20 protein-coding genes are annotated in these 24,117 nt (G+C 41.2%); 19 read left to right on the top strand and 1 reads right to left on the bottom strand.

Features of this window, described 5'->3' with window-relative positions:
• The first annotated feature begins 93 nt into the window (after positions 1-93).
• The 13 genes from lspA to ACFS5O_RS15790 all read left to right on the top strand — a co-directional run bounded on the left by lspA (position 94) and on the right by ACFS5O_RS15790 (position 14,031).
• Entirely contained in the window at positions 94-579 is a 486-nt protein-coding gene (gene lspA, locus ACFS5O_RS15850; RefSeq protein ID WP_269148796.1) for a signal peptidase II, read from the top strand.
• Positions 566-1,480 (top strand): RluA family pseudouridine synthase, encoded by a 915-nt coding sequence (locus ACFS5O_RS15845; RefSeq protein ID WP_205726054.1) that lies wholly within the window; start codon positions 566-568, stop codon positions 1,478-1,480. The genes lspA and ACFS5O_RS15845 overlap by 14 nt, the downstream gene beginning before the upstream one ends.
• Before the next feature lie 193 nt (positions 1,481-1,673).
• On the top strand, positions 1,674-2,216 hold the full coding sequence (gene pyrR, locus ACFS5O_RS15840; protein WP_205726055.1) for a bifunctional pyr operon transcriptional regulator/uracil phosphoribosyltransferase PyrR: 543 nt from the start codon (positions 1,674-1,676) through the stop codon (positions 2,214-2,216).
• A 179-nt stretch (positions 2,217-2,395) separates the two neighbouring features.
• Positions 2,396-3,715 (top strand): solute carrier family 23 protein, encoded by a 1,320-nt coding sequence (locus tag ACFS5O_RS15835; RefSeq protein ID WP_205726056.1) that lies wholly within the window; start codon positions 2,396-2,398, stop codon positions 3,713-3,715.
• Positions 3,716-3,843: 128 nt separating this feature from the next.
• Positions 3,844-4,764: an aspartate carbamoyltransferase catalytic subunit gene (locus ACFS5O_RS15830; RefSeq protein WP_205726057.1), complete on the top strand. Its 921-nt coding sequence runs from the start codon at positions 3,844-3,846 to the stop codon at positions 4,762-4,764.
• A complete protein-coding gene (locus ACFS5O_RS15825; RefSeq protein ID WP_205726058.1) occupies positions 4,739-6,031 on the top strand; it encodes a dihydroorotase in 1,293 nt (430 codons plus the stop codon). The genes ACFS5O_RS15830 and ACFS5O_RS15825 overlap by 26 nt, the downstream gene beginning before the upstream one ends.
• Positions 6,028-7,125, top strand: a complete 1,098-nt coding sequence (locus tag ACFS5O_RS15820; protein ID WP_205726059.1) for a carbamoyl phosphate synthase small subunit — start codon at positions 6,028-6,030, stop codon at positions 7,123-7,125. Before ACFS5O_RS15825 ends, ACFS5O_RS15820 begins: the two co-directional genes overlap by 4 nt.
• Complete coding sequence (carB, locus tag ACFS5O_RS15815; RefSeq protein ID WP_205726060.1) at positions 7,118-10,324, top strand: carbamoyl-phosphate synthase large subunit; 3,207 nt, start codon at positions 7,118-7,120, stop codon at positions 10,322-10,324. Before ACFS5O_RS15820 ends, carB begins: the two co-directional genes overlap by 8 nt.
• On the top strand, positions 10,321-11,091 hold the full coding sequence (locus ACFS5O_RS15810; protein WP_205726061.1) for a dihydroorotate dehydrogenase electron transfer subunit: 771 nt from the start codon (positions 10,321-10,323) through the stop codon (positions 11,089-11,091). Before carB ends, ACFS5O_RS15810 begins: the two co-directional genes overlap by 4 nt.
• Complete coding sequence (locus ACFS5O_RS15805; RefSeq protein WP_205726062.1) at positions 11,088-12,026, top strand: dihydroorotate dehydrogenase; 939 nt, start codon at positions 11,088-11,090, stop codon at positions 12,024-12,026. Before ACFS5O_RS15810 ends, ACFS5O_RS15805 begins: the two co-directional genes overlap by 4 nt.
• The gene (gene pyrF, locus ACFS5O_RS15800; RefSeq protein WP_205726063.1) at positions 11,999-12,733 is read left to right on the top strand and encodes an orotidine-5'-phosphate decarboxylase; all 735 of its coding nucleotides are present in this window, start codon (positions 11,999-12,001) and stop codon (positions 12,731-12,733) included. Before ACFS5O_RS15805 ends, pyrF begins: the two co-directional genes overlap by 28 nt.
• Positions 12,702-13,340: an orotate phosphoribosyltransferase gene (pyrE, locus tag ACFS5O_RS15795; RefSeq protein ID WP_205726064.1), complete on the top strand. Its 639-nt coding sequence runs from the start codon at positions 12,702-12,704 to the stop codon at positions 13,338-13,340. The genes pyrF and pyrE overlap by 32 nt, the downstream gene beginning before the upstream one ends.
• A gap of 31 nt (positions 13,341-13,371) precedes the next feature.
• Positions 13,372-14,031 carry a class I SAM-dependent methyltransferase gene (locus ACFS5O_RS15790; RefSeq protein ID WP_318300274.1) on the top strand — a complete coding sequence of 220 codons (660 nt, stop codon included), beginning with the start codon at positions 13,372-13,374 and terminating at the stop codon, positions 14,029-14,031.
• 335 nt (positions 14,032-14,366) lie between these two features.
• Here the strand turns inward: ACFS5O_RS15790 and ACFS5O_RS15785 are convergent, their stop codons facing one another.
• Positions 14,367-16,076, bottom strand: coding sequence for an Rqc2 family fibronectin-binding protein (locus ACFS5O_RS15785; RefSeq protein WP_205726066.1), 1,710 nt, complete (start codon positions 16,074-16,076; stop codon positions 14,367-14,369).
• A gap of 97 nt (positions 16,077-16,173) precedes the next feature.
• Between ACFS5O_RS15785 and ACFS5O_RS15780 the strand changes: the two genes are divergently transcribed.
• The 6 genes from ACFS5O_RS15780 to priA all read left to right on the top strand — a co-directional run bounded on the left by ACFS5O_RS15780 (position 16,174) and on the right by priA (position 24,105).
• Positions 16,174-18,846, top strand: coding sequence for a calcium-translocating P-type ATPase, SERCA-type (locus tag ACFS5O_RS15780; protein ID WP_205726067.1), 2,673 nt, complete (start codon positions 16,174-16,176; stop codon positions 18,844-18,846).
• A gap of 407 nt (positions 18,847-19,253) precedes the next feature.
• A complete protein-coding gene (gene remA, locus ACFS5O_RS15775; protein ID WP_066240628.1) occupies positions 19,254-19,511 on the top strand; it encodes an extracellular matrix/biofilm regulator RemA in 258 nt (85 codons plus the stop codon).
• A gap of 15 nt (positions 19,512-19,526) precedes the next feature.
• Positions 19,527-20,144, top strand: coding sequence for a guanylate kinase (gene gmk, locus ACFS5O_RS15770; RefSeq protein WP_066393532.1), 618 nt, complete (start codon positions 19,527-19,529; stop codon positions 20,142-20,144).
• Positions 20,144-20,350 carry a DNA-directed RNA polymerase subunit omega gene (gene rpoZ, locus ACFS5O_RS15765; RefSeq protein ID WP_066393535.1) on the top strand — a complete coding sequence of 69 codons (207 nt, stop codon included), beginning with the start codon at positions 20,144-20,146 and terminating at the stop codon, positions 20,348-20,350. The genes gmk and rpoZ overlap by 1 nt, the downstream gene beginning before the upstream one ends.
• Before the next feature lie 141 nt (positions 20,351-20,491).
• Positions 20,492-21,700 (top strand): bifunctional phosphopantothenoylcysteine decarboxylase/phosphopantothenate--cysteine ligase CoaBC, encoded by a 1,209-nt coding sequence (gene coaBC / locus ACFS5O_RS15760; RefSeq protein WP_205727255.1) that lies wholly within the window; start codon positions 20,492-20,494, stop codon positions 21,698-21,700.
• Positions 21,697-24,105 carry a primosomal protein N' gene (gene priA / locus ACFS5O_RS15755; RefSeq protein ID WP_205726068.1) on the top strand — a complete coding sequence of 803 codons (2,409 nt, stop codon included), beginning with the start codon at positions 21,697-21,699 and terminating at the stop codon, positions 24,103-24,105. Before coaBC ends, priA begins: the two co-directional genes overlap by 4 nt.
• Positions 24,106-24,117: the final 12 nt, after the last annotated feature.

The following is a 24,117-nucleotide window of genomic DNA, read 5'->3' as shown; positions in this document are numbered from 1 at the left end:
TTTGTTGTGGTGTACTTCATTGATGTTAGGCACAAATTAAATTGTAGAACGTCCGATGGCTGTGCTACAATTCATAAAGACATTAATTTCTGTATCGGAGGAGTTCTATTGTTTTATTATCTTGTAGCTTTGTTCATCTTGGTAATCGACCAAGTGACGAAGTGGCTAATCGTAAAGAATATGGAATTAGGGCAATCTATTTCTGTTATTGATCAAGTATTCTACATAACCTCTCACCGAAACAGGGGAGCCGCTTTTGGTATTCTCCAAGATCAGCGATACTTTTTTATCATAATTACCGTTATTGTTGTGGGTGCAGTAGTTTATTACCTACAAAAACACGCACATGATACACTCCTGAAAACGGCGCTTGCTCTCGTATTAGGAGGAGCTATTGGTAATTTTATCGATCGTTTGCTTCGCGGAGAAGTTGTTGATTTTCTAAATGTTTACATCGGCAGCTATGACTTCCCGATTTTTAATGTGGCTGACTCAGCACTCGTCGTAGGTGTTGGTTTGATTTTTATTCAAAGTTTTATGGAAAGCAAAAAGAAGGAGCCAGAAAATGAACAAATTTGAATATACGGTAACTCCTGAACAAGCAGGAAACCGTATTGATAAAGTTTTATCTGATGTACAAGATGATTGGTCACGTTCACAGATTCAAAACTGGATCAAAGATAAGATCGTATTGTTAGAAGGAAAACCCGTAAAGTCTAATTATAAATGTGTAGCTGGAGATGCCATCGAGATTGATATTCCAGAACCAGAAGTACTTGATGTTGTTCCAGAAGAGATGAATCTGGATATCGTATATGAAGATTCTGATGTGCTTGTGGTAAATAAGCCTCGTGGGATGGTCGTACACCCCGCACCTGGCCATTACAGTGGAACACTTGTCAACGGACTAATGGCACACTGTAAAGACCTATCTGGAATCAATGGTGTACTTCGTCCAGGGATCGTCCACCGTATTGATAAAGATACTTCTGGTTTATTAATGGTCGCAAAAAACGATAAGGCTCATGAATCACTTGTTGATCAGCTTAAAGCAAAAACAACAACTCGTGTTTATAAAGCAATCGTTCACGGAGTGATGCCACATGACCAAGGTACGATTGATGCACCGATTGGAAGAGACAAAAGTGATCGTCAAAAAATGACCGTAACCGATGAGAACAGCCGAGATGCTGTTACACATTTTAATGTGATCAAACGCTTTACAAATTACACGTTTGTAGAATGTCAACTTGAAACAGGACGTACTCACCAAATTCGTGTTCATATGAAATATATTGGATTCCCATTAGCCGGAGATCCGAAGTATGGCCCTTCAAAGACGCTGCAGATCGAAGGTCAAGCGCTTCATGCGCAAACTTTAGGGTTTGATCATCCAACGACGGGTGAATATATGGAATTTGAGCGAGAAATCCCAGCGGATATGATGGAGCTATTAGATCTTTTAGAGAAAAGAAGTTGACAAACGTTTAACGGTTTGTCATAATCAATGTAACTTAAATAGTCCTTTAACTTTAGTCCCGTGAGGCTGAGAAGGAAACGTTATTCTTGAGAATTCTTGTTTAGGATTTCTCTATCCTCTCGTCATGTGACGGGAGGATTTTTTTTTTGGAATTAACGGTTAAAGGCAACAAGTTTTAAAGGAGGGTTAGTTTATGTCAAAGACCATATTAATGGATGACCAAGCAATCAGAAGAGCACTTACTCGAATCGCACATGAGATCATTGAGCGAAATAAGGGAGTTACAGACATTGTATTAGCTGGCATAAAGACCCGTGGCGAATTTCTTGCAAAGCGTCTTGCTGAACGCATCGAACAGATTGAAGGGAACGCTGTTTCAGTAGGTGTCATTGATATCACATTGTACCGAGATGATCTTAAGATCAAAACGGACAATTCAGAACCCGAAGTAAAAGGAACGGATATCCCGGTTGAAGTGACAGACAAAAAGATAATCCTAGTGGATGATGTTCTTTATACAGGAAGAACAGTTAGAGCGGGAATGGATGCCATCATGGATCTAGGACGAGCTTCTAATATACAGCTTGCGGTTCTCATCGACAGAGGACATAGAGAGCTTCCGATTCGAGCCGATTATGTTGGAAAGAATGTTCCAACATCAAGCGAAGAAATCATTTCCGCTTCTTTGATTGAAGTGGACGGATTCGATGAAGTTTCTATCTCAACAACTAAATAAGTCCCTTTAAATTCAGTCCAGAGAGGCTGGCAAGGGAGGTATGAATCAAGTGACACGATCCGTGTACACTTGTGCCTCCGCGGCCTCTTTTGCAAAAAGCAGAAGAGGTTTTTTTATTGCAAAGAGCTGAAAGTACCTTTGCAAAAAACTATGTGTTATCAATCAGGAGGTCAATCGTTATGGAAAACCAGACAAAAGCGATTTTAGATGTACATGATAAACCATCACCCGTTCAGTGGTTAACGTTGAGCTTGCAGCACCTGTTCGCCATGTTCGGAGCTACCGTATTAGTACCGTTCTTAGTGGGGCTTCATCCAGGTGTAGCTCTCGTTTCGAGTGGACTTGCAACCTTAGCTTATCTACTCGTGACAAAAGGACAGATTCCAGCGTATCTTGGATCAAGTTTTGCATTTATCACACCGATCTTAACGGTAAAAGCTTTTGGAGGGCCAGAGGCAGCGATGCTTGGAAGCTTTTTAGCTGGATTAGTATACGGAGTGGTAGCTCTTTTGATCAAAGGGTTCGGTTTTAAGTGGCTGATGAGAGTGTTGCCACCTGTAGTAGTCGGTCCGGTTATTATTGTAATCGGTTTAGGATTAGCAAATGTAGCAGTAGGCATGGCGATGAACGATCCGGCCACAGAAAAATATAGCTTGATGCACTTTACGGTAGCATTATTTACTCTCGCAGTAACCATCGTTTGCTCGATCTTCTTTAGGGGAATTTTAGGAATCATCCCGATTCTGATCGGAATCATAGCAGGCTTTACTTTTGCTTACTTTAGAGGAATCGTAGATTTTTCGAAAGTAGCTGAAGCGAAGTGGATTCAAGCTCCAGATTTCTTCGTACCTTTTGTAAATTATACACCTGACTTTACGTGGAGCATCGCAATGATCATGATGCCAGTGGCTGCGGTAACGATAGCAGAACATATCGGACATCAGCTCGTGCTTTCAAAAGTAGTTGGGCGAAACTTTATTGAAAAGCCAGGTCTTCATCGTTCGATCTTAGGCGATGGAATGGGAGTGATCATTGGTTCATTCATCGGAGGACCTCCTGTAACAACATATGGTGAAAATATTGGGGTATTAGCGATCACGCGTGTCTATTCAGTCTTTGTGATCGGAGGAGCAGCGGTAACAGCCATACTATTCGGATTCTCTGGAAAAGTAACAGCGTTGATCAGTACGATTCCTACAGCGGTCATGGGCGGCGTCTCCATCCTATTATTCGGTATCATCGCTTCATCAGGTTTACGCATGTTAGTAGACAACAATATTGATTTTGGAAACAAAAGAAACTTGATCATCTCATCCGTGATCTTAGTAACAGGAATTGGTGGAGCAGCATTAAAGATTAATGCGAACTTTGAGATTGCAGGTATGGCATTAGCAACGCTTATCGGTATCGTTTTAAACCTAGTGCTTCCAGGGCGACAGAACGACAAAGATCTAATAAACAAAATGTTCAAAACAAACGATAACGACACAGCCGCATAAAACACCTTTTAACTAAGTACGAGAGACTTAAAAGGGTGACGACAAGAGAGGAACGATATTCTTCTTCTGTTAAGAGCACCCTGAAAACATTTCAGGGTGCTATTTTTATGTCAAAAGGAGAGATTAGGATGAACCATTTACTAACGATGAATGAGTTATCGATTGAAGACATTCAATTTATATTAAGAAAAGCAGAAGAGTTTAAAAGCGGAAAGCAAGATGAGATCTTTCAACAAAAGTTGATCGCGAATTTATTTTTTGAGCCAAGTACGAGAACAAGGTTCAGCTTTGAAGCTGCAGAACACAGACTTGGCATGAAACCTTTAAACGTAGAAGTGACCGGTTCCTCCGTACAAAAAGGAGAGACGCTTTACGATACGTTACGAACGCTAGAAGAAATAGGCGTGGAAGCTTTTGTGATCAGGCATCCGGAAGATCGCTTTTTCGATGGCTTAGCTGAAAAAATAAATGTGCCGATCATCAACGCTGGCGATGGTTGTGGCAATCACCCAACTCAATCTTTGTTAGACCTACTAACGATTCAACAAGAATTTATCGTACTACAGGGATTAACGGTTGTAATCGTAGGGGACATTCTACATAGCCGTGTCGCTCGCTCGAACGCAGAAGTCCTCCGAAAGATGGGGGCTAGAGTCCTTTTCTCAGGGCCAGAAGAGTGGTTCGTGGATGAATGGAAAGAAGACTTTATACCGATGGATGAGGCAATCGAACAAGCTGATGCTCTTATGATGCTCAGGATACAACACGAAAGACATAGCGCTTCTATGCATCTCTCGAAAGACGATTACCATCAGCAATATGGATTAACGGTTGAACGCGAGAAAAGGATGAAAGCACACAGCATCATCATGCACCCAGCACCTGTAAATCGAGGCGTTGAACTAGCAGATGAACTTGTAGAGTGTGAACGCTCAAGAATATTTAAGCAAGTACAGAATGGTGTGTTTATCCGAATGGCGGTATTGAGATGGGCATTGAATACGAATCAGGAGGCTATTAACGATGAGCTACTTATTAAAAAACGCTAAGATCCTAGACGGAAACAACAATCTTGTGCAAACAGATATCTTAATTGTGGATAACAAAATCCAAAAGGTAGAGAAAGATATTGATACTCAGAATCATGAAGTGCTAGATGTAGCAGGAAAATTAGTAACACCGGGTTTTGTAGATCTTCATGTTCACTTAAGAGAGCCAGGTGGAGAACATAAAGAGACCATCGCATCAGGTACGAAAGCAGCGGTAAAAGGTGGATATACAACACTTGCTGCGATGCCAAACACGAGACCTGTACCAGATAGCAAAGAAACTTTAGCGCTCGTACAAAACAAGATCAGTGACACAGCAAACTGCAGAGTACTCCCTTACGCATCGATCACAACAAGGCAGATTGGAAGTGAGTTGACCGACTTTGAAACGCTCCTGGCGGGTGGTGCATTCGCTTTTACGGATGATGGAGTAGGAGTCCAATCAGCGGGTATGATGCTGAACGCGATGAAGGAAGCAAATCGACTGGGTGCTGTCATCGTAGCACATTGTGAAGACAACACCCTTCTTCCTAAAGGAGGAGCTTTTCACGAAGGTGAGTTTACAAAGAAGGAAAATTTGCCGGGAATTCCATCTGTTAGTGAATCTGTCCACATCGCACGTGATGTACTACTCGCAGAAGCAGCAGATGCAAGATATCATGTTTGTCACGTGAGTACGAAAGAATCTGTTCGAGTCATAAGAGATGCGAAATCAGCAGGAATTAAAGTAACAGCAGAAGTAACACCCCATCACTTGATCTTAAGTGATAAAGACATTAAAGCGAACGATACACACTATAAAATGAATCCGCCGTTAAGAAGTGAAGCTGATCGCCAAGCTTTAATCGAGGGACTAAAAGATGGCACGCTTGATTTCATTGCAACCGATCATGCACCACATAGTGCAGAAGAGAAAGCACAGAGTGTTGAACTTGCACCTTTTGGAATCGTGGGCCTTGAAACAGCGTTTCCTCTTCTATATACAGAGCTAGTTGTGAAAAAGAAGATATTCACGCTGCAAGAACTCGTGGATAAGATGACGAAAAAGCCTTCAGAAAGCTTTAATCTTCCATATGGCAGACTTGAAGAAGGCTCGCTTGCTGATCTTACAATCATCGATTTAGAAAAAGAAGAAACAATCCATGCTAAGGATTTTGTATCTAAAGGAAAGAACACACCGTTTGACGGTTGGAACTGCATAGGATGGCCAGTTGCGACCATATTTGATGGAAAACTTGTTTATCAACGAGAGGAGAGCTTAGTATGAAACGCTACTTAATTTTAGAAGATGGAACGATTTTTAACGGATTGGCTTTTGGTTCACAACGTGAATCTAGTGGAGAGGTAGTATTCACAACAAGTATGACAGGATATCAAGAAGTGATGACGGATCCCTCATATTGTGATCAGATTATCTGCTTCACGTATCCACTAGTAGGAAACTACGGAATCAACCGTTCAGATTATGAATCGATCTCTCCTGCAACGAGTGGAATCATTGTGAATGAACATGCTGAGTTTCCAAACCATCATGAAGGCATGCAATCCCTAAGCAGCTGGCTGACAGCCAAAGATATTCCTGGTTTATATGGTATTGATACACGTAAACTTACAAGGAAAATCCGACAGCACGGAACGTTAAAAGGTAGAATGACAAATTCTATTGAAAATGCTGAAGAAATAATAAAGAACTTAAATGCCGAAGAGCGAATAACGGATCAAGTGACTAAAGTATCAACAAAAACACCTTATCACTTACCGAACAGCGGTCATCGAGTGGTAGTCGTAGATTTTGGGGTAAAAAGCGGAATGTTACGCGAGTTGTCTAAAAGATTGTGTGATGTGATCGTTGTTCCACACAACACATCTGCAGCAGATATTATCCGCCTTCAACCGGATGGTGTGCTCTTGAGCAACGGACCTGGAGATCCAAAAGATGTTCACTCAGCAATTACGATGATTCAAGAGCTTTTAAAAAATAACATCCCGATCTTAGGAATCTGCTTAGGTCATCAGCTGTTAGCTCTTGCTTGTGGTGGCGATACAGAAAAGCTGAAGTTTGGACACCGAGGATCGAACCATCCAGTAAAAGATCTTGAGACTGGAAAAATTGCGCTCACTTCTCAAAACCATGGTTATGCCGTAACAGAAGCATCTCTACAAAACTCAGAGCTCGTTCTAACACACAAAGCCGTTAACGATGGAACGGTGGAAGGATTGAAACATAAAGTAAAACCAGCGTTTTCGATTCAATATCATCCAGAAGCATCACCTGGACCACAAGACTCGAATCCGATCTTTGATGACTTCATGAACATGATAAAAACAACGAAGAAAGAAGGTTTGATGCAATATGCCTAAACGACATGACATCCGAAAAATTCTAGTGATTGGTTCTGGACCGATCGTAATTGGACAAGCTGCAGAATTTGATTATGCAGGGACACAGGCTTGCCAAGCTTTAAAAGAAGAAGGATATGAAGTTGTACTCGTAAACTCTAATCCTGCGACGATCATGACAGACCCTAATATGGCAGATAAAGTGTATATCGAACCTTTAACTCTTGAGTTTGTATCTCGTATCATACGCCAAGAACGTCCAGATGGACTGTTAGCTACATTAGGTGGACAGACAGGTCTGAATCTAGCGGTTGAACTTTTTAACTCAGGCGTTCTAGAAGAATACAACGTGGAACTATTAGGTACGAAACTTCCTTCGATCCAACAAGCTGAAGACCGTGATTTATTTAGAGAATTGATGAGAGAGTTGAACGAGCCAGTTCCTGAGAGTGCAATCGTTCATAACATGGATGAAGCAAGAGCATTCGTTAACGAGAACGGCTTTCCGGTAATCATCCGTCCTGCGTTTACGCTTGGTGGAACAGGCGGCGGAATCGTAACAAATGAAGAAGAGTTCTTAGAGATCACACCATCTGGCTTACACGCGAGTCCTGTGGGACAAGTATTGATCGAAAAAAGTATCGCGGGATTCAAAGAAATTGAATATGAAGTCATGAGAGATAAGAACGATACGGCCATCGTTGTATGTAACATGGAAAACATCGATCCGGTAGGAATTCATACAGGTGATTCCATCGTCGTAGCACCAAGCCAAACACTTACGGATAGAGACTATCAGCTTTTACGAAACGCCTCTTTAAGAATTATTAGAGCGCTAAAAATTGAAGGTGGTTGTAACGTACAGCTCGCTCTAGATCCCGAAAGCTCACAATATTATGTGATCGAAGTAAACCCGCGTGTTAGCCGTTCATCTGCTCTTGCGTCTAAAGCGACAGGATATCCGATCGCGAAGCTAGCAGCAAAAATCGCAGTAGGCTACACACTCGATGAGATCAAAAACCCAGTGACGGGAACGACTTATGCATGTTTTGAGCCAGCACTAGATTATATCGTTTCAAAGATTCCAAGATGGCCGTTTGATAAGTTTGAAGGAGCGAACCGTAAGCTTGGCACACAGATGAAAGCGACGGGAGAAGTTATGGCGATCGGACGTAACTTTGAAGAGTCCCTTTTAAAAGCGGTACGATCTCTTGAGATTTCGGCTTTCCACCTTGATGTGAAAGAGAATAACTTAACAGAATCTGCCGTTCAAGAAAAAATCTTGAGAGCAGATGATGAAAGGCTGTTCTACATCGCTGAAGCCTTAAGAATGGGAATTACGGTAGAACAGATACACGAATGGACAAAGATTGACTATTTCTTCTTAGAAAAGCTTCACGGCATCATACTTTTAGAGAAACGGCTTAAAGAACGTAAAAAAGATCCAGTCATCTTAAAGAAAGCAAAAGAAAAAGGATTTAGTGACCGTTGGATTGCAGAAGCTTGGGAAATGGACGAGTATGATCTGTATCAGTTCCGATTGAACGAGAGAATCAAGCCAGTCTTCAAAATGGTAGATACGTGTGCTGCTGAGTTTGAGTCAGCTACACCTTATTATTACGGAACGTATGCAGAAGAAGATGAATCAATCATCACAGATAAAAAGAGTGTGGTCGTTCTAGGATCTGGTCCGATCAGAATCGGGCAAGGTATTGAGTTTGATTATGCGACCGTTCATACGGTATGGGCAATCCAAGAAGCAGGTTATGAAGCGATCATCATCAATAACAACCCAGAAACAGTTTCTACTGACTTTAGCATGTCAGACAAGCTCTATTTTGAACCGCTGACGGTAGAAGATGTTATGCATGTGATCGATCATGAGAAGCCAGAAGGCGTTATCGTACAATTCGGTGGTCAAACAGCGATCAACTTATCAGAAGAGCTTGAAAGAAGAGGAATTAAAATCCTCGGTACATCACTAGACAGCATGGACTTAGCTGAAGACAGAGAGCGATTTGAACAAGTGATGAAACAACTAGAGATCCCGCAACCGGCTGGAAAAACGGCGTTCTCCGTTAAGGATGCCGTGACTATCGCGAATTCTATCGGATATCCTGTCCTCGTTCGTCCATCATACGTGCTTGGTGGAAGAGCAATGGAGATCGTGTACCAAGAAAGCGAGCTTCTTCAGTATATGGAGAACGCAGCTAAAGTAAATCCTGATCACCCGGTATTAGTCGATCGATATCTTGAAGGAAAAGAGATCGAAGTAGATGCGATCTCAGACGGTAAAGATGTATTTATTCCTGGAATGATGGAGCATATTGAGCGTGCAGGTGTTCACTCTGGAGATTCAATCGCAGTCTATCCTCCTCAAACGCTGCCTGATGAGATCAAGCAGAAGATCATTGACAGAACGATTTCAATCGCTAAAGGTTTAAAGATCATCGGACTTTTAAACATCCAGTTCGTTTGGCACAAGAATGAAGTGTATGTACTTGAAGTGAATCCCCGCTCAAGCCGTACAGTACCATTTTTAAGTAAGATCACAGGTGTACCAATGGCGAACGTCGCTACAAAAGTCATCCTAGGTGAGAATCTAGTTAGTCAAGGATACGAAACGGGTTATCAGAAAGAAGCAGATGAAGTTTCGGTCAAGGTTCCCGTATTCTCGTTCGCAAAACTGCGTCGAGTGGATACGTATTTAGGACCTGAGATGAAATCTACAGGTGAAGTGATGGGAAGAGATAAGAACCTTCAAAAAGCACTATACAAAGGCTTGATTGCTTCAGGTATGAAAATTCCAACACACGGAACGGTACTCTTTACAGTAGCAGACAAAGACAAAGAAGAAGCGCTAGAGATGGTGAAGAGATTTTACGAGATCGGTTATACGATTATGGCAACAGAAGGAACGGCAAACATCATTGAACAAGAAGGCATCCCTGTTGATGTTGTTGGCAAGATCGGATCTGAAGGAAGAAATCTCCTAGATGTAATCCGTAAAGGTGAAGCACAGTTTGTAGTAAACACATTAACAAAAGGAAAGATTCCGGCAAGAGACGGATTCCGCATTCGAAGAGAATGCGCAGAGAACGGAGTGGTATGTTTGACAAACTTAGATACGTCAGTCGCTCTATTAGAAGTACTCGAGTCTATCTCGTTCTCAGCACATGCACTTTCAGCATTCACTAAAAAAGATAAGGTGCTCGTATGAAGAAGCACTTGTTGAACGTTACATCAAATATAGAAATCGCGAGAAACATATTTGAGATGAAACTGACTGGCCCTGGTGTAGGTAGTATGACTACACCTGGTCAGTTTCTCCATGTCTCTGTAGGAAATCATTCTTCAAAACTATTACGCCGACCACTTTCGATCTGTGATGTCGATCTTGACCGAGAAGAAGTAACACTCTTGTACCGTGCACAAGGTGAAGGTACAAAACAACTCAGTCAAAAATCAGCAGGTGAAATTGTAGATGTACTAGGTCCGCTAGGTAACGGATTTGAACTCGCTGAAAATGATCATAACAGAAAGGCATTACTCATCGGCGGAGGGATCGGTGTGCCACCCCTGTATTACCTTGGGAAACACCTAAAGAGTAAAGGAATAGAAGTTACGTTTATTCTAGGTTATCAATCGATTGAAGACAGCTTTTACATTGAGAAGTTTAATGAGATCGGTGAAACCATCGTGACAACAGTTGATGGATCCCTTGGGATAAAAGGTTTTGTTACAGACGCGATGATGAACGTTATGAACGATGAACCCATCATCTACTCTGTTGGACCAGCAATCATGCTAAAAGCGGTAGAAGAGAGAGCAGGTGGCCTTCGAGGATATCTCTCATTAGAAGAACGGATGGGCTGTGGAATCGGAGCATGTTTTGCCTGTGTCTGTCCAACCGAAACGAGAGAATCAGGTTATGTGAAAATTTGTAGCGATGGACCGGTATTTAAGATGGGGGAGGTTGTACTATGAGTAGGCTGCATGTTTCATTACCAGGTTTAAATATGAAAAACCCTATCCTTCCTGCATCAGGATGCTTTGGATTCGGAAAAGAATATGCCAAGTGGTATGACTTAAGTGTACTGGGTGGTATTACGATAAAAGCAGCTACTCTAGAAGGACGTTTTGGCAATCCTACCCCTCGAGTGGCTGAAACAGAGAGCGGAATGCTAAATGCTATAGGTCTTCAGAACCCAGGCGTACAGAAAATTTTAGAGAATGAAATTCCAGCGTTACAACCTTTTAATATCCCGATCTTAGCGAATATTGCGGGTTCAACAGAAGAAGAGTATATCGAAGTGACAAGGCAGATCTCATCCTCTCCTCAAGTGTCTGCTGTAGAGCTAAATATTTCGTGTCCGAATGTGAAAGAAGGCGGAATCCAGTTTGGTACACACTATAGATCTGCTGCTAATCTTACAAGAAAAGTGAAAGCTGTATCAGAAAAACCAGTTTATGTGAAGCTTTCTCCAAATGTCTCAAACATCGTAGAGATGGCACAGGCGGTCGAAGAAGCAGGAGCTGACGGCCTTTCGATGATCAACACACTAGTCGGAATGAAATTAGATTGGAGAACCGGCAATCCGATATTAGGGAACAAGACGGGTGGACTTTCAGGGCCAGCCATAAAGCCTGTGGCTATTCGTATGATCTATGAAGTAAGTCAAAAAGTGTCACTTCCGATAATCGGTATGGGTGGGGTCAGTACAGCTGAGGATGTTCTTGAAATGATGTCTGCTGGTGCATCAGCTGTTGCAGTCGGTACAGCAAACTTTGTAAATCCTTATGTTTGTCCCGAAATCATAGAGCAGCTTCCTAAACTGCTCGACGAGATTGGTGTAGAAAATATTAGTGAGATGACAGGAAGGAGTACAAAGCAATGGAAAACCCCGTTATCATCGCGTTAGATTTTAAAGATGCAGATCAAGCAAAATCTTTGTTATCAAACTTTGAAGGACATTCTCCTTATGTAAAGGTTGGTATGGAGCTTTTTTATGCGGAAGGAACTTCTTTTATCAAATGGCTAAAAGAAAGAAACTTTCGTATCTTCCTAGATTTAAAGTTACATGACATCCCGACAACGGTTCATAAAGCTATGAAGGTATTAGGTGGACTGAACATTGACATGGTAAATGTTCATGCAGCAGGCGGAATTCAAATGATGAGTGCTGCAAAAGAAGGTCTACTAGCAGCTGGTGCCAACCATACAAAATTGATTGCGGTCACACAGCTTACAAGTACAACAGAAAAAGTATTGAACGAAGAGCTCTTGATTAAGGATGTTGATATGAAAGAGTGTGTAACGCATTATGCAGATCTTGCTAAAAAAGCAGGATTAGATGGTGTCGTTTGTTCTGTTCAAGAAGCTATGAAGATCAAAGAAGTTTGTGGAAACACCTTCTTGACAGTAACGCCTGGCATTCGTCCGAGCGGCTCTGATACACATGACCAAGCTCGTGTTGCGACACCAAGAGAAGCTGCGTTAAAAGGATCAGATTATATGGTGATCGGCAGAAGTATCACCCAATCAGAAACACCTGTTACAACGTATTCTCAACTATTAAATGAATGGAGAGATAGTCATGAAAACAACAACTTCCCAACATTTGCTTAACATTGAGGCCGTAACTCTTTCACCAGAAAGTCCCTACACATGGTCTTCTGGAATGAAATCTCCCATTTATTGCGATAACCGTTTGATTATTGCGTATCCTGAGATTCGTAAACAAGTTGCTGGGGAGCTTTCCGCGTTAATAGAGAAGCATTACCCAGAAGCTGATCTTATCGCCGGAACCGCAACAGCAGGTATACCTCATGCTGCTTTTGTAGCGGATCAGATGAATTTACCGATGTGTTACGTACGATCGAGTGCCAAAGCTCATGGGAAAACGAACCAAATTGAAGGGTTAACGAATAAAAGCAAAAAGGCAGTAGTGGTTGAAGACCTGATTTCAACCGGCAAAAGTTCGATTCAATCCGTAATTGCCCTTCGAGAAGCAGGGATCGAAGTGGTCGGTGTTGTAGCCATCTTCAGTTATGGTCTGAAAAAGGCAGATATAGCACTTGGTGAGTTGGATATTCCTTTTCAAACCGTAACAAATTTTAGTACATTAATAGAGGAAGCACAAGAAAGCGGAAAGATTAGTGAACAAGGGCTTTCTTTATTAAAAGAATGGCAACAAGACCCAGAACATTGGGGAGCTGCCTCTTTTTCTAAATAGTGTTACGTAAGGAGAATACATTTTGAGAAAAATGAACGGTGAAGAATTTGATGAACTTGTTTCCTTTTTTGACAGCATGGCGAGAACGACTTGGCTGAAAAAAGTTCATGATCATCTAAAAGAAGTAACAGGGTCATGGAGTGAAAAAGATGTTTTAGATGTTGGATGTGGAACAGGGAGATTGCTGTTACGTGGAGCTGAGGAAGCGAATAGACTAGTCGGAGTTGATCTGTCATCAGAGATGGTCAAGGCTAGTATTCAGCAGTTCTTTTACCATGAGTTGAGTGGGAAAAGTGAGTTTATTGTTGCTGATGCAGAGAACCTTCCGTTTCAAGATCATTCGTTTCATCTTGCTCTATCAACTTGTGTGATGTTTCTATTACCGGATCCAGCTAAAGGAATCCATGAGGTTCATCGTGTTCTAAAAGATGATGGTCATATCGTCATGTTGAATCCAAGCGGAAAAATGAGTCAAGAAAGCGCAGCTTCTTACGCAAAGGAGCATGACATTTCAGGGTTCGAACGAACAGCCCTATTGAAATGGTCAAATGTGAGTACGAGAAGACATCGTTATTCAACAGATGAAATGACAGAATTACTTCACAACCTAAAATTTACTGAGGTTCAACATTATGAAGTGTTAGGTGGCCTCGCCATTATCAGTAAAGCAAAAAAAACGCAGAACAGCTAAAATTAAGCTGCTCTGCGTTTTTTAATTATTGCTTTCTGAAACGTGTTTTTATGGTCATAATCTACTTCTGATAGATGCAAAGGAGTTTCAGAGTATTTAAAACAGCACGGTTTAAATAACATCCTGTATTTAGACTTCAAATGTATTAAAATACTTCACTGAATACTTGATTGGAGCGTAAGGTGCGAGACTCCTGGGGGATTAGCGGGACAGGTGAGACTCTTAATAGCGCATAGCGCTAAGAGGCTCACCGCACGCCCCCCGGAAAGCGAGCAACCTGAAGTGGAAATCAACACATTCAAAAACATCATTGCATACGGTTTTTCCAAAAAAGGCTACTTTTTTAAACGGAAAACAAGATCTTCATCCGGCGTCACGAAAAGCGTCTGCTGATTGTCATAAATAACAAATCCAGGCTTTGCCCCGTTAGGCTTCTTCACATGTTTTACTAACGTGTAGTCAACTGGAACAGAACTCGAATTTTTGGCTTTACTGAAAAAACCTGCCAAAACAGCCGCTTCTTTAATAGCTGTTTCACTGGGACTCGACGAACGGATCAAAACATGAGAACCTGGAATGTCCTTCGTATGAAGCCATGTCTCATTTGCTCTTGATAACTTAAAGGTCAGGTAGTCGTTCTGTTTGTTGTTCTTACCCACTAAGATTTCTGTACCATCAGTAGAAATGAACTTTTCAGGCTGAGGCGTCTTGTTTTGTTTTTTCTTGTTCTTACTTTGTCTATGTTTTAAATAACCACCTTCACCAAGCTCTTCTCTAATTTCTTCAACATCTTTCATGGATGCTGAATCCATCTGAACGATCAGACGCTCAAAATAGAGCAATTCATTTTTTGCCTTTTCGATCTGATCTTTAATAATAGAAACTGATTTTTTCAGTTTTCCATATTTTTTGAAGTAACTTTGCGCATTATCAGCAGGCGTTTTAAGAGGATCAAGCGTGATTTTTACAAGTGGTTGATCCTCAGTGAAGTAATCTTCTACCTCAACTTCTTTATCTCCCTTTTTCGCGAGATACATATAAGCTGTAAGAAGTTCTCCCTTTCGTTGATACTCCTCGGCATTATGCGTTTGTTGAAGTTCTTTCTCTAATTTTCCTATCTTTTTCTGTATCTTGTCATATTCGTTCGATAGATATTTTTCAAGATCGTTTGCTTGCTGTTTGATTCGATCACGGTCGGCTTTCCCATAAAAATACCGATCTAGCATATGGCTGACCGTATCAAATGATCGGCTCTCACCCGTCACATGATGCAGTGGAAGAACTGAGAAATACTCTTTCTTATCGTTTATGATCATTTGAGGTTCATATGCTTGATCTGATAGTTGCTTCATCACACTGAAGAAGGCTTCCGCCACTTCGTTTTTAACGGAGAGTCCCGCTCTGTGCACGATTTCTTTAGCGATTAGAGGAGAGAACCCGCTGAATCTGGATACGAGTTGTTTATCCAATTTTCCTTCGTTCCAAGAAATCTTAGAAACAAATTCATCGACGTTTGTCACTGTAAAAGGATCCGTTTTTTCTTGTGCAGGAGGCATGATGTACTCGAAACCTGGCAGGATGGTACGGTGTCGATTCTGAAAGCTGGGAATGTGCTTGATACTGTCAACAATCTTCTGTGATTTTTGGTCGACAAGAATAATGTTGCTATGTCTTCCCATGATTTCGATATAAAGTACCTTTGTCGTTTCGTCCCCGATCTCATCTCTATTTTTAACAGTGATCGTTATGATTCTCTCAAGATCAAGCTGTTCAATTTTTTCAATAAAAGCGCCTTCCAAATGCTTTCTAAGAAGCATACAGAACATAGGAGGAGTATCTGGATTCTCATACGTATTTTCAGTGAGATGTACTCTTGCGAATGAAGGATTTGCAGATAATAAAAGTTTATGATTTTTTCCGTTCGCTCGGATCGTAAATACAAGATCTGTCTTATGTGGTTGATAGACTTTGGAGATACGTCCTGAAGTAAGTATGTTTTGTAATTCAGTTGTTATGGCACGTGTCATTATTCCGTCAAAACTCATGTTATGGTCACCTCTTATTTCTGATTCATAGTATAGCATTTTTGCGGACATGCCTGCATATAAATGGTATTAACTAATCTTATCAGAGGTGGAAGCTATGAATTGGTACCAGCTGCCGCAAGACGAAATTGAATCCATTCTTAACAGCAGGATGGAAGAAGGGCTCTCGAAAAGTGAGCAAGAACGAAGGTTAAAGTTAGATGGACCGAATCAGCTAGAAGAAGGAAAGAAGCAGTCTGCCATTTTGATGTTCCTTGCACAATTTAAAGATTTCATGGTCCTGGTCCTCTTAGCGGCTACATTGTTATCCGGTTTCTTAGGAGAATATTTAGACGCAATCGCCATCATATTAATCGTGGTGATGAACGGTGTTCTAGGGTTTATACAAGAGCGAAAAGCCGAGAAATCCTTAGCTTCTTTAAAAGAACTTTCAGCACCTAGTGCGCAGGTGCTAAGAGAAGGTAGATGGGTTTCCATCGCTGCAAAAGACGTAGTTACAGGGGATGTAATTAAAGTAAAAAGTGGCGATCGAGTCGGAGCAGATATTAGACTTCTAAAAACATCAGGATTACAAATCGAGGAATCAGCTCTAACGGGTGAGTCTGTACCCGCACAAAAACACAACAACATCATTTCTAATGAAGACTTAAATCTTGGTGATCAAGAGAACATGGCGTTTATGGGCACGATGGTCACTAGAGGAACAGGACAAGGTATCGTTGTAGCAACAGGTATGAAAACGGAGATGGGCAAGATCGCACACCTCATACAAACAGCTGAAAATATTGCAACGCCTCTACAGATGAAACTTGAACAGCTTGGAAAAATTTTGATCGCTCTTGCGTTGTTATTAACGGTCTTAGTCGTTTTAGCAGGTGTTATGCAAGGACATGATCTCTATAGCATGATCTTAGCAGGTGTGTCACTAGCTGTTGCTGCCATTCCGGAAGGACTTCCAGCTATCGTTACGATTGCACTCGCGTTAGGCGTTCAAAAGATGATTCGAAAACGAGCGATTGTAAGAAAGCTGCCGTCTGTAGAAACATTAGGATGTGCAACTGTCATCTGCTCTGATAAAACGGGCACACTGACTCAAAATAAGATGACGGTTACACGTATCTGGTCTCAAGGCAGACAGTGGAGTGTAAATGAAGAAGGCTTTGAAGTCATTGGTGGCGGTATTCAAGAAAACAATAAACGAGAAGATAAACTCACAGAAGTATTGGCATATGCAGCTCTTTGTAACAATGCCACGATAGAAGAAGGGAAGAAAGGCTCGTTATTAGAAGTTGGTGATCCGACCGAAACTGCATTACTCGTTAGTGCTTATAAAGCAGGAATCACGAAAGAATCATTAAGTGAACAATTTTCGATTCAGCATGAGTTTCCATTTGACTCTACACGTAAAATGATGAGCGTTGTTGTACGGGACACAGAAGGAAATCAGATGCTCGTGGTAAAAGGAGCACCAGATGTCCTACTTGAGAAAAGTGATTATATCGTGTGGGATGATAAGAAACAGTTGATCAAACAAGCTCATAAAGAAAGAATCAAAGAAGCGATCTATGCTCTCGGCAGCCAGGCACTGCGTACGATTGCAGTTGCGATAAGACCTTTAAAAGACGGCGAGCACTACTCACAAGCTTCTTTTGCAGAAAGAAGTCTTACATTTATCGGATTACAGGGAATGATGGACCCGCCACGCCCTGAAGTTGAACAAAGTATTAGAGATTGCCAGACTGCCGGCATCAAAACGGTGATGATAACGGGAGATCACGTAGTAACTGCAGCGAGTATCGCAAAAAAATTAAACATGCTGCCTACTGGTGGAAGAGTGATGGAAGGTGCTGAGCTTGCACAATTAAGCGATGATGAATTGGACAAAGTTTCAGAAGATGTTTACGTTTACGCTCGGGTTTCTCCAGAGCACAAGTTAAAAATCGTAAAGTCTCTTCAACGAAGAGGTCACGTTGTAGCAATGACAGGTGATGGCGTCAATGATGCGCCAGCGATCAAGTCAGCAAATATCGGTATTGCAATGGGTATAACCGGAACCGACGTTGCGAAAGAAGCATCCTCGCTTGTTCTTGGTGATGACAATTTTGCAACGATTCGTTCGGCGATTGAAGAAGGAAGAAACATCTATGAAAATATACGAAAATTTATTCGTTATCTTTTAGCGTCCAATGTAGGTGAGATCTTGGTTATGCTTTTTGCGATGATCATGGGATTACCACTTCCTTTAGTTCCGATTCAAATTCTTTGGGTTAACTTGGTGACAGATGGTTTGCCGGCAATGGCACTAGGTGTTGATCAGGCTGAAGAAGACGTTATGAGAAGAAAGCCAAGACAAGCGAAAGAAGGGGTCTTCTCTAGAGGATTAGGATGGAAGATCGTTTCAAGGGGATTCTTGATCGGTGGAGCGACAATACTTGCATTCTGGGTCACGTTAAAAGAAAATCCAGATCAACTGATCGTCGCGCAATCCGTAGCCTTTGCAACACTTGTTATGGCACAATTGATCCACGTGTTCGATTGCAGAAGTGAGCGCTCTGTTTTTCATAGAAATCCGTTTCAGAACGGTTACCTAGTCTTGGCGGTTATTTCATCTATTCTATTGTTACTAGTCGTTATGTACGTAGAACCTTTGCAAGATATATTCCATACGGTACCGCTTTCCATAAGACAATGGCTACTCGTTCTTGGTATGGCTTCTATTCCAACATTTGCTCTAGCAGGCTTTCAGTTATTTAAAAAAGAAGCAAGATAAACAAATAGAGCTGGTTCCCAGTTGTTTGGGTACCAGCTCCTATTATTTTTTATCATGACAAGTGTTAATGCGCTCGTCCAGCGGCTGTGAAGCACGCTGGACGAGCGATTCTAGACTTTTATGAGCGATTCTAGACTTTTATGAGCGATTCTAGACTTTTATGAGCGATTCTAGACTTTTATGAGCGATTCTAGGGCTTCAGTTAAAATTCGAAGCTGTACAAGTCGCAGATGTATCTTTCAACTTTTTTACGCGAATTCCTTAAAAATAGGGAAATTAGTTTAGATTTCAGGATTTATGTGCTAAAATATAAGAACATGTGTACAGTTTTTCACAATATCGTACAATTAGCGTATGACCCGTTATTCCATTTGGCTAGAATAGTAGCAGGTTAGGGGCGTTTAGAGATGAAATTAATTAACATTGGGTACGGAAATATTGTTGCTGCTCACCGAATTATTGCGGTAGTCAGTCCTGAATCTGCACCGATTAAACGATTAATCACGGTCGCACGAGAAAAAAACATGCTGATTGATGCTACATATGGCCGCAGAACGAGAGCGGTTGTTGTGACTGACAGTGATCATGTCATCTTGTCAGCTGTTCAGCCTGAAACAGTAGCTCACAGACTGATGTCGGTTGATGAGGGCTCAGAAGAAAGTTAGGTTGTGGAGGTTTTTATGGAAAAAGAAAGAGGCATTCTGTTTGTTCTTTCCGGTCCGTCGGGTGTTGGAAAAGGAACGGTGTGTAAAGCGCTTCGTGAACAAAAGCTGGACATTCAATATTCCGTTTCAGCAACGACTAGAAAGCCGCGTGAAGGCGAACGGCATGGGGTAGAATACTTCTTTAAAACAAAAGAAGAGTTCCTTGATATGATTGAAAATAAACAGCTGCTCGAGTGGGCAGAATATGTTGGCAACTATTATGGAACACCGATTGAATATGTGAATAGTACGCTTGATGAAGGTAAAGATGTTATCTTGGAAATCGAGGTACAAGGTGCACTTCAAGTTAAAAATATTTTTCCAGAAGGTGTGTTCATCTTTTTAACACCGCCTAGTCTGGATGAGTTAAGAAGTCGTATTGTTGGACGCGGAACTGAGACGGAAGATTTGATCAATAACCGCATGTCTGTAGCTAAGGAAGAAATCGAACTCATGAGACACTATGATTATTCTGTAGTGAATGATGAGATCGATGCTGCTTGCAATCGAATCAAAGCGATCATTACCACCGAGCATTGCCGTGTGGACAGAGTTCGTCCAAAATACGAAAAAATTTTAGGAGATGACAAATAATGCTATATCCATCCATCGATTCTCTTATGGAAAAGATAGATTCAAAATACTCACTAGTTACACTTAGTTCTAAGCGTGCTAGAGAAATTCAAAAATACGATAACCAGCAGATCGCAAAACCTGTATCACACAAGTTTGTCGGTAAAGCACTTGAAGAAATTCAATCTGGTGTATTAATGAAAGTCGGAGAAACTCCAGAAGATTAATAGAACAAGCGAAAAAATATACAACCTTGACTAAAGGTTGTTATTTTTTTGTTCTCGACAGATTTCAATTCATTTTTTAATACATATAAATGCTGTAAAATAGAGTTAGCATGTATAAGTCAAGAGCGGCGGAAGGGGTTTATTATGGAAAAGAAGAGAATATTGCTTGCTGTTTCAGGCGGAATAGCTGCATACAAGGCAGCAACAGTAGCAAGCAGATTATTTCAAAACGGATACGAAGTAAAAGTGATCTTGACTCAATCTGCACAAAAGTTCATTACACCACTTACCTTTCAAACGCTAACAAGAGAAGAAGTTTATACGGATACGTTTGAAGAAAAAAATCCAGCAGTTGTTAGCCATATAGATCTTGCCGACTGGGCAGATCTTGTATTAATCGCCCCAGCAACAGCAAACTCTATCGGTAAGCTAGCTAACGGTATCGCGGACGATATGCTCACAACAACATTGCTTGCAACAAAAGCAGACGTACTGATCGCACCTGCGATGAATGTAAATATGTTCAACCATCCCGCAGTGAAGAAGAATATGGAAACATTAGCTTCATTTGGATGGCGTTTTATAGAACCGAACGAAGGACTTTTAGCATGTGGATGGATCGGTAAAGGGAGACTTGCCGAACCTGAAGAACTAATAGAATCTGTTCATACCTATTTTAATGAACAAAAAGCAGAAGATAAGCCGTTAACAGGAAAAAAAATACTCGTAACAGCTGGTCCAACAAGAGAAGAATTGGATCCTGTTCGTTATTTTACAAATCATTCATCAGGCAAGATGGGGTATGCAATAGCAGCAGTTGCAAAAGACCTAGGTGCTGATGTAACCCTTGTTACAGGACCAACCGCACTGCCAGTTCCAAAAGGCGTTACCATTGAAAATATCATTTCCACTAAGGATATGTATGAAGCGACAATGTCTCGTTACCATGAACAAGATGTTGTCATTAAATGTGCAGCCGTAGCTGATTATACACCTGTAACGGTTCATTCAAACAAATTCAAGAAGAAAAATGATATTTGGACGATTGAGATGAAAAAGACGATTGATATTTTGCAATCATTAGGTGAGAAAAAGGAACATCAAGTGTTAGTAGGATTTGCGGCTGAGACTGAAAACCTGGAAAGTTACGCAAAAGATAAGATGGTAAGAAAAAACCTAGATATGGTTGTAGGAAATGATGTATCAAAAGAAGGTTCTGGTTTTGGAAGTGACACGAACGAGATCATAATAATCAAGAAGGATGGCTCTAAGAAGGTTCTGCCGATTCTGTCAAAAGAAAGGGCAGCACATGAAATATTGATAGAAGTTATGGAATTGATGAAAAGATGATCGCTGCAGTGGTAGTTGACGTTCCTTCAGGTAGTGTAAACAAAACCTTTGACTATAAAATTCCAGCTGTTTGGGAGAAATGGGCTGAACCTGGTATGCGTGTTATCGTACCGTTTGGGCCGAGAAAGCTTCAAGGCTTCATTTTAGAGGTAAAAACAACGTCCACAGTAAAAGGGATAAAAAACATTACGGAAATTCTGGACCCGCTCCCTGTATTAACTTCCGAACTGATCGAGCTAGGCAAGTGGCTTGCTGAAAATACGCTTAGCTTTTACATTACAGCTTATCAAGCCATGTTGCCAGCTGCGATGAAAGCCACTTACGAAAAGTCTTTTCAAGTGATCAAACCTGATAAACTTCCGGATTCAATTCATTCCCTTCTCTCAACTAGCAATGAGATTCATGTAAGTGATGTGACAAAATCAAATCCTGATTTATTGCCGGTACTGCAGGCACTTGCAAAAGAAGGAATTCTTGAAGTTGTTTATAAAGTGAAAAATAAAGCGAACAAAAAGCGGCGGAAATTCGTTTCTATCAAAGACCGGACTTTAGCTGACGAACAGATCCACAAGTTGAACAAAAACGCTGAAAAACAAAAGGCGATTCTCTTAGAACTATTACATCGGCCAGATGGAGAGTACTCTTTGCAGGAAATTTTGAATGAAACAGGAGCTACTCTTTCAACAGCACAAACATTATCTAAAAAAGGCATTCTTTTTATAGAAGAAAAAGAGGTCTATCGCGATCCGTTTCAAGGGCGTACCATGAAACGAACACAGCCTCTTCTATTAACAGAAAATCAAGAAAATGCGATTAAACCGATTCTACATTCGATCGAAAACAATAAACATGAAACTGTACTTCTCCATGGCGTAACGGGAAGCGGGAAAACAGAGATCTACCTGCAGTCCATCCAAAATGTTCTGGATAAAGGAAAAGAAGCCATCGTACTCGTACCTGAGATCTCGCTCACACCACAGATGGTAAACCGTTTTAAAGGCCGTTTTGGTAGTGCGGTTGCTGTTCTTCATAGCGGATTATCAATTGGAGAAAAATATGATGAATGGCGAAAGATTCTTAGAAAAGAAGTTTCAGTCGTTGTTGGAGCGAGGTCTGCGATTTTTGCTCCGTTCCAAAACTTAGGAATCGTCATTATAGATGAAGAACACGAAACAAGTTATAAACAAGAAGATCACCCACGCTATCACGCACGAGATGTCGCGATATGGAGAGGAAAATACCATTCATGTCCAATTGTTCTTGGAAGCGCGACACCAGCGCTCGAGACATACGCAAGAGCTCAAAAAGGACGGTATCAGTTAGCAGAGCTAGCTAATCGTGTACATGCTAATCCGATGCCAGAAGTCACCATAGTCGATATGAGAGAGGAATTAAAGAACGGGAACCGCTCTATGTTTTCACTTGCATTGATGGACAAGCTGAAAGATGGACTTCAAAAGGGAGAACAGTCGGTTTTGTTCTTAAATCGAAGAGGCTATGCTTCGTTTATTCTTTGTAGAGATTGTGGATACGTAGCACAATGTCCTCATTGTGACATATCTTTAACCTATCATAAGCGTTTTGGTGAATTAAAATGCCATTATTGCGGTTATAAAGAGAGTACACCTTCTGTTTGTCCTAGTTGTACTTCCGAACATATCCGTTTTTTTGGAACCGGAACACAGAAAGTAGAAGAAGAGCTTGCAAAAGTCCTTCCTGAAGCGCGCGTGATCCGGATGGATGTTGACACGACTTCAAAGAAAGGAAGTCACGAAAAGCTGCTGACGGCCTTTGAAAATGGTGAAGCTGATATCTTACTCGGTACTCAGATGATCGCAAAAGGTTTAGATTTTCCAAAAGTAACATTAGTAGGTGTATTGGCTGCCGATACGATGCTTCATCTCCCAGACTTTAGAGCTTCAGAAAAAACCTTTCAGCTTCTTACACAAGTGAGCGGACGTGCAGGCAGACACGAACTTGAGGGAAAGGTGATCGTACAAGGGTATGATACACAGCATTACAGCATTCAATTAGCATCAAAACACGATTATCACACCTTTTATAACCATGAGATGCAAACACGGAAACTGCATCAATATCCACCCTTTTATTATTTAGGATTGTTAACGTTCAGTCATCTCGACCTCATGCAAGTTGTTGAAGCAAGTGAGAAAGCAGCAACATACCTATCGAAGAGATTATCACCGGATAGTCTGCTTCTTGGTCCTGTTACTTCACCGATCGCACGTGTGAAGGATAGATATCGCTATCAGGTCATGATAAAATACAAAAATGAGCCGGAGCTAAGAACTTGGTTTGAAGAGATTATGGCTCATTTTCAAAAAGATAAAGAGATTAAAGATCTTCAGATAACGGGTGATTTAAACGCCCAAACACTTATGTAACGAGTTAAGGAG

The sequence above is a fragment of the Fictibacillus nanhaiensis genome (assembly GCF_042686385.1).
GTDB classification, from domain to species: Bacteria; Bacillota; Bacilli; order Bacillales; family Fictibacillaceae; genus Fictibacillus; species Fictibacillus nanhaiensis.
This window is presented reverse-complemented; position numbering and strand designations above follow the sequence as displayed.